General features: G+C 72.7%; 10 protein-coding genes and 1 pseudogene. 9 read left to right on the top strand and 2 right to left on the bottom strand.

Translation table 11 applies throughout. From position 1 onward, the window contains the following. Together ACGFNV_RS40160 and ACGFNV_RS40155 are read left to right on the top strand one after the other, a co-directional pair. A pseudogene (locus tag ACGFNV_RS40160) lies at window positions 1-95 on the top strand (carbohydrate ABC transporter permease); the annotation flags it as partial. Window positions 96-139: 44 nt separating this feature from the next. Continuing rightward, a complete protein-coding gene (locus tag ACGFNV_RS40155) occupies window positions 140-2,155 on the top strand; it encodes a beta-galactosidase (RefSeq protein ID WP_393629749.1) in 2,016 nt (671 codons plus the stop codon). A 31-nt stretch (window positions 2,156-2,186) separates the two neighbouring features. Here the strand turns inward: ACGFNV_RS40155 and ACGFNV_RS40150 are convergent, their stop codons facing one another. Beyond that, window positions 2,187-3,743, bottom strand: coding sequence for an IucA/IucC family protein (locus ACGFNV_RS40150; protein WP_393629765.1), 1,557 nt, complete (start codon window positions 3,741-3,743; stop codon window positions 2,187-2,189). 92 nt (window positions 3,744-3,835) lie between these two features. On the opposite strand from ACGFNV_RS40150, the gene ACGFNV_RS40145 reads away from it, so the two are divergent. From ACGFNV_RS40145 to ACGFNV_RS40135, 3 genes are read left to right on the top strand one after another with little or no spacing between them, the layout of a single operon-like run. Continuing rightward, window positions 3,836-5,356, top strand: a complete 1,521-nt coding sequence (locus ACGFNV_RS40145; protein ID WP_393629747.1) for an IucA/IucC family protein — start codon at window positions 3,836-3,838, stop codon at window positions 5,354-5,356. Window positions 5,357-5,372: 16 nt separating this feature from the next. Continuing rightward, complete coding sequence (locus ACGFNV_RS40140) at window positions 5,373-6,644, top strand: VWA domain-containing protein (protein WP_393629745.1); 1,272 nt, start codon at window positions 5,373-5,375, stop codon at window positions 6,642-6,644. Next, entirely contained in the window at window positions 6,644-7,456 is an 813-nt protein-coding gene (locus ACGFNV_RS40135) for a hypothetical protein (RefSeq protein WP_393629743.1), read from the top strand. The genes ACGFNV_RS40140 and ACGFNV_RS40135 overlap by 1 nt, the downstream gene beginning before the upstream one ends. A gap of 59 nt (window positions 7,457-7,515) precedes the next feature. Here the strand turns inward: ACGFNV_RS40135 and ACGFNV_RS40130 are convergent, their stop codons facing one another. Further along, on the bottom strand, window positions 7,516-8,142 hold the full coding sequence (locus tag ACGFNV_RS40130) for a winged helix-turn-helix transcriptional regulator (protein ID WP_393629742.1): 627 nt from the start codon (window positions 8,140-8,142) through the stop codon (window positions 7,516-7,518). Window positions 8,143-8,228: 86 nt separating this feature from the next. Between ACGFNV_RS40130 and ACGFNV_RS40125 the strand changes: the two genes are divergently transcribed. The 4 genes from ACGFNV_RS40125 to ACGFNV_RS40110 all read left to right on the top strand — a co-directional run bounded on the left by ACGFNV_RS40125 (window position 8,229) and on the right by ACGFNV_RS40110 (window position 11,183). Next, window positions 8,229-9,437 carry a pyridoxal phosphate-dependent aminotransferase gene (locus ACGFNV_RS40125; RefSeq protein ID WP_393629741.1) on the top strand — a complete coding sequence of 403 codons (1,209 nt, stop codon included), beginning with the start codon at window positions 8,229-8,231 and terminating at the stop codon, window positions 9,435-9,437. A 62-nt stretch (window positions 9,438-9,499) separates the two neighbouring features. Continuing rightward, on the top strand, window positions 9,500-9,757 hold the full coding sequence (locus ACGFNV_RS40120) for a hypothetical protein (protein ID WP_393629739.1): 258 nt from the start codon (window positions 9,500-9,502) through the stop codon (window positions 9,755-9,757). 97 nt (window positions 9,758-9,854) lie between these two features. After that, window positions 9,855-10,454: a histidine phosphatase family protein gene (locus ACGFNV_RS40115; protein ID WP_393629737.1), complete on the top strand. Its 600-nt coding sequence runs from the start codon at window positions 9,855-9,857 to the stop codon at window positions 10,452-10,454. A 93-nt stretch (window positions 10,455-10,547) separates the two neighbouring features. Continuing rightward, window positions 10,548-11,183 carry a hypothetical protein gene (locus ACGFNV_RS40110; RefSeq protein WP_393629735.1) on the top strand — a complete coding sequence of 212 codons (636 nt, stop codon included), beginning with the start codon at window positions 10,548-10,550 and terminating at the stop codon, window positions 11,181-11,183. Window positions 11,184-11,206: the final 23 nt, after the last annotated feature.

Below are 11,206 nucleotides of genomic sequence, written 5' to 3'. Positions count from 1 at the left end.
GCGCCCTCCTCACCGCGATCCCCACCCTCATCGTGTACTTCGCACTCCAGCGCCAGTTCGTCAGCGGCCTCACCCTCGGCGCCAACAAGGGCTGAGCCACACGTCTCCCGTACCTCCCACACCTTCCGGAGTACCACCAGTGAGCACCGAACGCCGCCTCCGCCTGCCCGGCATCGCCTACGGCGGTGACTACAACCCCGAGCAGTGGCCCGAGGAGGTCTGGGCCGAGGACATGCGCCTGATGCGCGAGGCCGGGGTGACCATGGTCAGCGTCGGCATCTTCTCGTGGGCGTTGTTGGAGCCCGCCGAGGGCCGGTACGACTTCTCCCGTACGGACCGGCTGCTGGACCTGCTGCACGAGAACGGCATCGCCGCCGATCTGGCCACCCCGACGGCGGCGCCACCCGCCTGGTTCTTCCGGGCCCACCCGGAGGCACTGCCCGTCGACCGCGACGGCCGCACGCTCTCGTACGGCAGCCGCCAGACGTTCTGCCCGTCCAGCGCCGCCTATCGCACGGCCGCCCTGCGCATCACCCGCGCTCTGGCCGAGCGCTACGCCGGCCACCCGGCCGTCGCGATGTGGCACGTCCACAACGAGTACGGCTGCCACAACGCGGCCTGCTACTGCGACGCCAGTGCCGCCGCCTTCCGCACCTGGCTGCGCCGTCGCTACTCCGACGACCTGACGGCCCTCAACCACGCCTGGGGCACCACCTTCTGGAGCCAGTGGTACTACGACTGGGACGAGATCATCCCGCCCCGCGCCACCGGCGCCGACCCCAACCCCACCCACCGGCTGGACTGGCGGCGCTTCTGCTCCGACGAACTGCTGTCCCTGTGCACGGCGGAACGGGACGCTCTGCGGGAGGCGACACCCGGCGTCCCCGTCACCACCAACTTCATGGTGATGCAGAACTTCGACGCGCTGGACTACTGGCGCTGGGCACCCGAGTTGGACATCGTCTCCAACGACCACTACCTGATGTCGGGCGACCCGGAGTCCGAAGTCGACGTCGCGCTCAGCGGCGACCTGGTGCGTTCGCTGGCCGGCGGGCCGTGGCTGCTGATGGAGCACTCCACCGGAGCCGTCAACTGGCAGCCCGTCAACCGCGCCAAGCTGCCCGGCGAGATGCGCCGCAACGCCCTCGCCCACGTCGCCCACGGTGCCGACGGCATCGCCTTCTTCCAGTGGCGGGCCGCCAAGGCGGGCGCCGAGCAGTGGCACTCGGCGATGCTGCCGCACGCCGGCACCGACAGCGCGGTGTGGGAGGACGTCGTCCAACTCGGCTCGGATCTCAAGGCTTTGGCGGAAGTGCGCGGAAGCACTCCGACCGCCCAGGTCGCGGTGGTGTGGGACTGGAACGCCCGCTGGGCCCTTGAACTGCCTTCCCAGCCCAGTGGCGAGCTGCGCTTCCAGGACCTTGTCCGGGACTGGTACCGGCCCCTGTGGCGGGCCGGAGTGGCCGTGGACTTCGTACGCCCCGACGCGGACCTGTCCGCGTACCGCCTGGTGCTCGTGCCCAGCCTCTATCTGGTGGACGACACGGGCGCGGCCAACCTGGCGGGCTTCGCCGAGCGCGGCGGCACGTTGGCGGTGGGGTTCCACAGCGGCGCGGTCGACGAGAACTGCCACGTCCGGCTCGGCGGCTACCCGGCTGCCTTCCGGGACGTCCTCGGCGTGCGCACCGACGAACTCTTCCCCCTGCTGCCCGGGGAGACGCTCCACCTCACCGGGGACGTCCCGGCGGGTGCCACCGCCGACCTGTGGTCCGAGCGCGTCCGGCTCGCGGGCGCGGCGCCGGTCGCCTCCTACGGGGACGGACCACTGGCGGGCGGACCGGCCGTCACCCGGCACACCCCCGGTGCCGGAACCGCCTGGTACCTGGCGACGCGGCCCGACCCCGCGACCCTCGCCGCCCTGCTGGACCGTATCCGCGACGAGGCCGGGGTCCAGCCGGTCCTCGCCGCTCCGCAGCCCGGCGTCGAGGCCGTCCGGCGGAGCGGCGCCGACGCCGACTACCTGTTCCTGATCGACCACAGCGGGAGCGGTGCCGAAGTCCCCGCGGACGGCGTCGAGCTCCTCACCGGCAAGGCCGTCAGCGGTTCCGTGACCGTCCCCGCAGGCGGTGTCGCGGTCGTGCGCGAGGCGCGCTGAGGCACGACGAGCACCCGGACGAGGCAGGCGCTCACCCCGGATCCGCGGCGAGCGGGTTGGGCAGCGGCAGGTAGCGGGCGTCGGCGCCGTCCGCGCCCGTCCAGCGCAGCAGGAGGTTCGTCTTGCCGGGGAGCGTCGGGGCGGTGAGGAGGTCGGTGATCTCGGGGAGGTCGTGGCGGCCGAGGGCGCGGCGGGCGAGGGCGCGGCGGGCGGCGGGCCAGGGGTCGAGGCCCGGGTGGTGTTCGGCGAGGGCGCCGGCGATCTCGGTGAGGTGGTTGACGACCAGGCAGTACACCAGGCGCTCCCAGCCCGCGGCGCGCGAGACGTCCGGCAGCAGCTTGACGCCCTCGGCGTCCCGGAACAGCGCCTGCGCGGGGACGCCGTCGGCGTCGACGGCGACCAGGGTGTTCTGGAGGTGTGCCTCCAGGACGACCCCGTGATCGGCGAAGGCCGCCAGGGCGGGCGGAACGACCGCCTCCAGGTACGCCTCCCACCAGGCGCCCGCGTCGGTGGTGTCCTCCAGGGGATTTCCCGCGAAGCCCTCCACCAGGCCCGCGGCGAGCAGCGGGGTCGTGCCGGGCCGCAGATGGGCGCGCAGGCCGTCCCGCACCAGTACGGCGAGTTCCTCGAAGGCGAAGTCCACCGTGCGGTGGCCGCGGTCGCTCAGCCAGGCCGCCGGGCCGTCGGACTTCGCGAAGGCCTCGCGTGCGGCCCTGTCCGTCCGCTGGAGCTTGCGCAGGTCGTGGCGCCAGAGGCGGCGGATGTCGTTGGTGATGCGGACATCCAGGCTGAACTTCAGGAAGAGGTCGCGGTCGGGGGCGTAGAGCGTGCGGATCGCGGCGGTCGGCCAGGCCTCGAACGCGGTCGTGCCCAGACGGACGAGCCGGCCGTCGGCGAAGGCCTCGGCCAGCTCCGGTCCGAGCAGGTCGAGCTGCCAGGGGTGGGCGGGCAGCAGCCGGTAGCCGGGCGGGGCCTCGCCGAGGGCGTCGAGGGCGGCGGTGTCGCCCTCCTCGACGACGGTGTCCTCGCGCACGCCGAGCAGCACCAGCGGGAAGCGGGCGTACGCCTCGGGGGCGTACGGCAGCCAGGTGGCCACGGGTCCGCCGCCGCGGGCCTTGGGCGCGGGGTGGTAGGGGTGGCCGGTGAGGAGGGACTGCTCGGAGCGCAGATACGGGTCGTCGGGCGGGGTCGCACCCGCGCGTGCGGCCAGCAGCGCGGCGACCGCGTCGCGGCTGTCGATCATCTCGGCGGGCAGTTCGTGGTTGGACAGGCCGGTGTGGTGGCGCAGCTCCTCCGTGACCAGCTTGACGAGTTCGGTGTGGCCGAGCGGGTGCCAGACGCCCGCCGTGTACACCTCCGGCCCGGCGGGCCGCCGCCCGCCCCGCACCCGCAGCAGCCGCCCGCCGGGCAGTCGGTACACCCGGCGTCCGTCTCCGTCCGGCAGGGGCTCGGCCACCTCCCGCAGGAGACAGTTGAGCAGCGGCGCCGCGGCGTACACGTCGGCGCGCCGGGCGAGCCGCGCTGCGGCATCATCGTGCGCCGGGGCGTCGTCGCCTGCGGGCGGGGGCAGGAGGTCCACGCGATCCACTCGTTCCCTACGGTCCAGTCGGACGGAGATGATCAGTATCGCCGTCGTCACGTCACACCGTGACGCCCCATTCGTACCCGAGGAGCCCGCCCGTGCACCCTGCCACCGCCGCCGAGGCCGAGGTCGCGGCCGACCTGGCCGCCGTGCGCCCCGAGCTCGGGGCGCGGTACTCGGCCGAGCTGCCGGGCGCCCGGGCGGCCGTGCTGACCCGTCTGTGGCGGGCGCTCACCCATGAGCCGCTGCCCTGGGTCACGGGCCGTGACCGGGGCCGGGACGGCCTCACCCTGCGCCTCGCCGACGGCCGGCGCCTGCACGGCCCGCACCCGGACCCGTACGCCACCTCCCCCTACGTGACCGCCGTACGGCTGGACGAGGTGGCCCACGACGGTCCGGCACCGTTGATGGCGGACCTCGCGGTGCCGCACGGAGCGGCCTTCGCGGCGGAACTCGGCCACAGCGTGGCGTCGTTGGCGCTGTCGCGGGCCGGGCAGCCGCCCCGCTCGGAGGAGTGGCCCGCGCACGGGTGGCAGTGGGAACAGAGGGTGGTGGACGGGCATCCGTACCACCCCAACTGCCGTTCCCGGCCCGGGTTCTCGGTGGCCGAGCAGCTGGCGTACGGGCCGGAGCACCGGCCGGTGGTGGAGCTGGGGCTGATGCCGGTCCCGGTGGCGGAGTGTCTGGTGGCGGGGGCGTGGCCGGAGGGGATGCGGGACGGGGGGCGGCTGCTGATCCCCGTGCATCCGTGGCAGGCGGCGCATGTACTCAAGATGCCGGCCGCCGAGGGGATTTCGGCGCATCCGCTGATGTCGCTGCGCACCCTCGCCGTGCCGGGCGGGCCGCATGTGAAGACCGCGTTGAGTGCCCGGCTGACGTCGTCGGTGCGGGACATCTCGGTGCGGTCGATCGCGCTGTCCGCGACGCTGTCGGCGTTCGCGGAGTCGCTGGCGGCGCGCACGGACGGGCTGCTGCACGTCACCCGCACCCTGGGTGCGGCCACGGCGAACTCCCCGGATCTGGCGGCGGTGTTGCGGGAGTCACCGGATGCGTACGCTGCGCCCGGCGAGCATGTCGTGCCGGTGGCCGCCCTGGCCGCCACGGGGTTGCCCGGCTCCCCCGGCTGGCTGGCCGACTTCGCGCGGCTCGCCCTCACCGTCGGGCTGCGGCTGCTGGAGCTGGGGGTCGCGCTGGAGGCGCACGGCCAGAACCTGCTCGTCGTGGTGTCGGCGACAGGGGCCCCGCTGCGGCTGGTCTACCGCGACCTGGCCGACGTCCGCGTCAGCCCGGCCCGGCTGGCCCGGCACGGCGTCCCGGTCCCGGAGCTGACCGGGCGGGTCGTCACGGACGATGTGACGACGTTGCGGCGCAAGCTGTTCGGGTCGCTCGTGGCGGGGGCGCTGGCGGGGGCGGCCGGTTCGGGTGAGGCGCTGCGCGCGGCACTGGAGACGGCCGTACAGGACCTGCCGCGCACGCCGGACCTCGGGGCGCTGCGCGAAGAGCCGTTGCCGGTCAAGGCGCTGACGTTGATGCGGTTGTCACCGGGAGTGTCCGGCGACCAGTGGGCGGAGCTGCCCAACCCCCTGGCGTGGACTCGTTTTGAAGCGGGACGCCCCTGATCAATAAGATCCGCCGATGATCAGAACACAACGGCTGGCGGCGGGCGTCTGCGCCCTGCTCGCCGCGCTCGCCGCCGGGATCGCGTTCCCGGCCGCGGCGACCGCCGACGAGACCACAGCCAACGCGCCGAAGGTCGACCTCGTCCTCGACGTGAGCGGTTCGATGCGGGCCAAGGACATAGACGGCCAGTCGCGGATGGCCGCGGCGAAGCAGGCGTTCAACGAGGTGCTGGACGCGACACCGGAAGAGGTGAGACTCGGCATCCGCACCCTCGGCGCCAACTACCCGGGCGACGACCGCAAGACGGGCTGCAAGGACACCGCGCAGCTCTACCCGGTCGGCCCGCTGGACCGCACCGACGCGAAGACGGCGGTGGCCACCCTCACGCCCACCGGCTGGACGCCGATCGGTCCCGCCCTGCTGAAGGCGGCCGACGACCTCGACGGCGGCGAGGGCTCCAAGCGGATCGTGCTGATCACCGACGGCGAGGACACCTGCGCCCCGCTCGACCCCTGCGAGGTGGCCCGTGAGATCGCCGCCAAGGGCATCGGCCTCACCATCGACACGCTCGGCCTGGTGCCGAGCACCAAGCTGAGCCAGCAGCTCAGTTGTATCGCCGAGGCGACCGGCGGCACGTACACCTCGGTGGAGCACACCGACGAACTCACCGATCGCGTCAACCAGTTGGTCGACCGTGCCGCCGACCCGGTGGTGACGCCGGTGGCGACGCAGGGCGCCGACGCGTGCGCGAAGGCGCCCACGCTGAAGTCGGGTCTGTACACCGACCGCGAGGAGTTCGGCCAGGAGCGCTGGTACCGCGTGGACGTCCAGGCGGGCCAGGAGCTGCGTGCCTCGGTGAGTGTGGCGGCCGACCGGGCCGTCAACCCCGACTACGGGACGCTGCTGCGGGCCGTGACCGTGCACGGCCGGGAGATCGTGCGCGGCGAGGCCGCGGGCAACGGCCGTACGGACGTCATCTCCACCGGGCTGCGCTACCCGAAGCCCGAACGGGACGACGACGACAGCGACAAGCCGGCCGCGGAGACCGTGTGCCTGCAGGTGACCAACTCCTTCTCGGCGGCCTCCGGGGTGAAGACCACTCCGGGCATGCCGCTGGAGCTGACGATCGACGTGGTGGACGGGCCGAGCAACGCGAGCGACGTGGCCTCCTTCGGCCTCGGGCGCGGCTGGTGGCTGCTCGGCGTACTGGTGCTGGTGGGCTTTGTCGCGGGTCTGCTGTGGGGCTGGCTGTCGCGCTGGCGGGTCGCGGTCTGGAGGACCAACTGATGAGATTCACACGTGCGTTGAGCGCGGCCCTGCTGACGCTCGGTGTCGCCGCGGGCCCCGCGGCGGCCGACTCCTCGCCGTCCGCGAGCCCTTCGGACGACGGCTCCGCGCCGACCCGGGCGGGCACGTCGTTCCGTACGGCGACGGAGATCGAGCAGGGGCAGACGGCGACGGCGAGCGGCTCCACCGGTGACTACCTGTACTGGTCGTTCCCCGCGGACACCGGGCAGCGCCCGACGGTGAAGGCGACGGTGAAGCTCCCCGAGGCGCATGCCTCGCAGACCTGGCAGATCGACGTGTACGACGGTCTGCGGCGCCGCCAGGCCTGCCAGTACGGGGCCCAGACGCGCACCGCCGCGCAGAGCGCGTCCTCCGTCGAGCTCGCCTGCGTCCTGCGGACCGTCCGCGCCTGGTCGGAGCCGTGGGCCGACGACCCGCTGCCGGGCACCTATTACGTCCGGCTGACCGTCGTCGGTCTGCCCACGTCCGACCTGGGCCTCCCGGTGAGCGCCGAGGTGCGGGCGGACTACAAGGACATCGGCGGGGCGGCGGCGGTGGACGGCTCGCTTTCCGAGCCGCTGGTGCCGGGGATCGCGGTCACGTCGAGCAAGGACGGCGAGGACGAGAAGGACGGGAAGGACTCCGCCGTCCTGTCCGCCATCGAGCCCGACGACGGCTGGTCCTCCGGCTGGTGGTCCGACCGGTGGGTGTGGACCGGCGTGGGTGGTGTGCTGGCCGCGCTGGCGGGCATCGGCGGGTACGCGCTGACGCGCGGCTCGGGACGGCCGTCGAGGGTGCCGCCGGGCGCCTGATGCATCGTCAAGACCACTACTGAGAAGGCCCGCTGCCGTGAGGAGCAGCGGGCCTTCGCTCATGCCTCCCGCAGCATCTTCGCGAGCGTGCCCTCGCCGCTCACCTCGACCCGCCCGTCGCGCACCGCGTCGGTCAGGCGCAACGCCCCCCGGGCCAGCGCCATGCAGGTCCCGCCGTCCAGGGCGAGCCTCGCGTCGGGTTCCGCGGGCGCGGGCCCCTCACCGTAGACCGGGCCGTCCGGGGCGCCGACGTACAGGTGGAACTCCCCCTCCTCCAGCCGCACTTCGACGAGTCCCTCACCCTCCAGGGAGCTCAACAACGGCAGTGCGAACCAGTGGGCCCGGACGGCGTCCGTGGGGCGCCGCTCGCCGAGCTCGGCCCGCCCCCACTCCCCCAGCGCCTGGAGCACCGGCAGCAACTTGCGCCCGTGAGCGGTGAGTTCGTACACGTAGGCCGCGCCGGGCGGGGGCAGTCGACGCCGGGTGGTCAGCCCGTCGCGCTCCATGTCCTTCAGCCGCGAGGCGAGTACGTCCGTGCTCACGCCGGGCAGGTCCGCATGCAGGTCCGTGTAGCGGCGGGGACCGGCCAGCAGCTCCCGGACGATCAGCAGGGTCCAGCGGTCGCCGACGACGTCGAGCGCGCGGGCGGCGGAACAGTACTGGTCGTAGCTTCGGCGAGGTGACATGGAGCGCAGTCTAGACATGTCGTTGGACTTTCCAAGCTGGTACTTGGTAAAACCAAGCAACACACCGAACCGGAGGGCGAGCGCGCATGGAGTTCCGGCAGTCGAACAAGCTCAGCGAGGTCTGTTACGAGATCCGCGGCCCGGTGATCGAGCACGCCGACGCATTGGAGGCGGCGGGCCACAGCGTGCTGCGCCTGAACACCGGCAACCCCGCGCTGTTCGGCTTCGAGGCGCCGGAGGAGATCCTCCAGGACATGATCCGGATGCTTCCGCAGGCGCACGGCTACACCGACTCGCGCGGCATCCTGTCCGCCCGCCGCGCGGTGGCGGGCCGCTACCAGACGCTGGGCCTGGAGGTCGGCGTCGACGACGTCTTCCTCGGCAACGGCATCTCCGAGCTGATCTCGATGGCCGTGCAGGCACTGGTCGAGGACGGCGACGAGATCCTCATCCCGGCCCCCGACTTCCCCCTCTGGACGGCCGTCACGACCCTCGCCGGCGGCAAGGCGGTGCACTACCTCTGCGACGAACAGGCCGACTGGTACCCGGACCTGGACGACATGGCGTCGAAGATCACGGACCGCACCAAGGCCGTGGTGATCATCAACCCGAACAACCCCACCGGCGCGGTCTACCCGAAGGAGATCATCGAGGGCATCCTCGACCTCGCCCGCCGGCACGGCCTGATGGTCTTCGCCGACGAGATCTACGACCAGATCCTGTACGACGACGCCGTGCACCACTCGGTCGCCGCGCTCGCCCCCGACCTGGTCGTCCTGACCTTCTGCGGACTGTCGAAGACCTACCGGGTAGCCGGCTTCCGGTCGGGCTGGCTCGTGGTCACCGGCCCGAAACAGCACGCCAAAAACTATCTGGAGGGCCTGACCATGCTGGCCTCCATGCGGCTGTGCGCCAACGCGCCCGCGCAGTACGCCATCCAGGCCGCGCTCGGCGGCCGGCAGTCCATCCACGAGCTCACGGCGCCCGGCGGCCGTCTGCACGAGCAGCGCAACGTGGCCTGGGAGAAACTCAACGAGATCCCCGGAGTGTCCTGCGTGAAACCGAAGGGCTCGCTGTACGCGTTCCCCCGTCTCGACCCCAAGGTCCACAAGATCCACGACGACGAGAAGTTCGTCCTTGACCTCCTGCTGCGCGAGAAGATCCAGGTGGTCCAGGGCACCGGCTTCAACTGGCCGACCCCCGACCACTTCCGCATCCTCACACTGCCCCACGCGGACGACCTGGACGCGGCGATCAGCAGGATCGGGCGATTCCTGAGCGGGTACCGCCAGTAGCGGCCGCTGCCACGTCCTGACGTAGTGTCCTCGTGCAGGACCACCTGGTCGGGGAGCGTGGCATGACCTTCGGTTCGATGATGTTGCTCGGTCTGGGCCTGATCGTCTTCGTCTCGGTGTGCGTGGGCTCGCTGGGCCTTCATGCCTTCATCCGCAACCGTGTGCCCGGCCGACCGCTGCGCCGCATCGTGCGCAACCCCCGACTGTGGGGGATCGGCCTCCTGCTCCAAGTCGCGAGCCTGCTCACCTACTCCTGGACGCTCCTGATCCTGGGCGTGGTCTGCACCGTCTGCGGCCATGTCGTGAAGCCGACCGGATAAGGGCCGCTGCGGGTGACCGCCGTCCGGTCCAGTACGGCCTGCGTGGGCCGGATGTCCTGTGCCACGGTGTGCGAGGGGTACGACAGGAAGGGCGCACGTGGGCGACCTGTTTCTCGTCCGGCACGGTGAGACCGAGTGGTCGCGGTCCGGGCGGCACACCGGGTGGACGGACGTCCCGCTGACCGAGCACGGGCGGGAGGAGGCGCGGCGGCTGGTTCCGCTGATCCGCTCGCACCGGATCGGCGCCGCGTTCGTCAGCCCCTCGCAACGGGCGCGGGAGACGGCCGAGCTGGTCGGACTGCACGAGGTACGGGTCGACGCGGACCTGCGGGAGTGGGACTACGGCGGGTACGAGGGGGTCACGACCCCCGAGATCCAGCGGACCCGACCGGGCTGGTTCCTGTTCACGGACGGCGTGGCGCCCGGGCCGACGGACCACCCGGGGGAGAGCCCGGACGAGGTCGGGGAGCGCGCCGACCGTGTGCTGGCCAAGGCGGACGCGGCACTCGCCAACACCGAGGGCGCGGTCGTCCTCGTGGCGCACGGGCACTTCCTGCGCGTCCTCACCGCCCGGCGACTGGGGCTTTCGGCGTCGCACGGGGCGCTGTTCCAGCTGGCGACGGGGACGGTGAGCCGACTGGGTACGGAGCACGGGCGGCCGGTGATCGCCGGGTGGAATGTCAGACCCGGGTCGTAGTCTTCCCAGTGGGTGATTCAGGTCTTCGGCGCGGGTGATCCCGTCGGATTCGCCCAGGTCGGCCGAGGACTCCTCGCCGGGAAGGAGCACGCCGTGACGCGACCGCCCACCGCCGCGCAACGACGTGTCATCGACGCCGCCGACCCCGTCACCGGCCGCCTGCGCGGGACGGAGGCGCAGCTGGCGGCCCTGGTGAGGCACGGGCTCGCCTTCCGGCATCCGCGCCCGCCCCACGACCACTTCCTGACCCCGGCCGGACACCGAATACGCGAGGCGACCCCGGACACGCCCGTGCCCTCCCCCGCCGAACCCGCCCCGGCGACCGGCGTCTTCACCGCGCGCGTCGGCGGCGAGGAGGAGACGCCGGACACCTCCCCCGCCCGCATCCGCGAGGTGCACAGCGCCTGGCAGGGCCTGCTGGAGCTGCGCCGGATGACCAACCAGGACGGCGCCACCGACCGGCCGTGCGGCTGGGAGCGCACGCATCTGGTGCAGGCCGCCGCACTCGCCCTGGAGGCCGCCGGACACCACCCCGCCGGGCCGGACGGCGAGGGCTACCGGGTGCGCGCCACCCCTCAGCCGGAGGCCGTGGCCGTGCGCGAACCCGACCCCGAGAAGCTGCGCGCCTACGAGGCCACCCTGGAGGCGGCGGGCTGGCAGGTCGGCGCGCACACGGAGCCGCGTACGAGGGCTCGATATCTACTGGCGTCGCCGCGCCGCGCGAGATGAGCATGCCAAGATCCATCGAAAGG

The sequence above is a fragment of the Streptomyces sp. NPDC048751 genome (genome assembly GCF_043198595.1).
Taxonomy (GTDB): domain Bacteria; phylum Actinomycetota; class Actinomycetes; order Streptomycetales; family Streptomycetaceae; genus Streptomyces.
This window is presented reverse-complemented; position numbering and strand designations above follow the sequence as displayed.

What these genes read in the sequence shown, in the direction of transcription:
- ACGFNV_RS40140 (WP_393629745.1), top strand. Translation starts at nt 5,373, where the DNA reads ATGATCAGAACACAACGGCTGGCGGCGGGCGTCTGCGCCCTGCTCGCC.
- ACGFNV_RS40135 (WP_393629743.1), top strand. Translation starts at nt 6,644, where the DNA reads ATGAGATTCACACGTGCGTTGAGCGCGGCCCTGCTGACGCTCGGTGTC.
- ACGFNV_RS40130 (WP_393629742.1), bottom strand. Translation starts at nt 8,142, where the DNA reads ATGTCACCTCGCCGAAGCTACGACCAGTACTGTTCCGCCGCCCGCGCG.
- ACGFNV_RS40125 (WP_393629741.1), top strand. Translation starts at nt 8,229, where the DNA reads ATGGAGTTCCGGCAGTCGAACAAGCTCAGCGAGGTCTGTTACGAGATC.
- ACGFNV_RS40120 (WP_393629739.1), top strand. Translation starts at nt 9,500, where the DNA reads ATGACCTTCGGTTCGATGATGTTGCTCGGTCTGGGCCTGATCGTCTTC.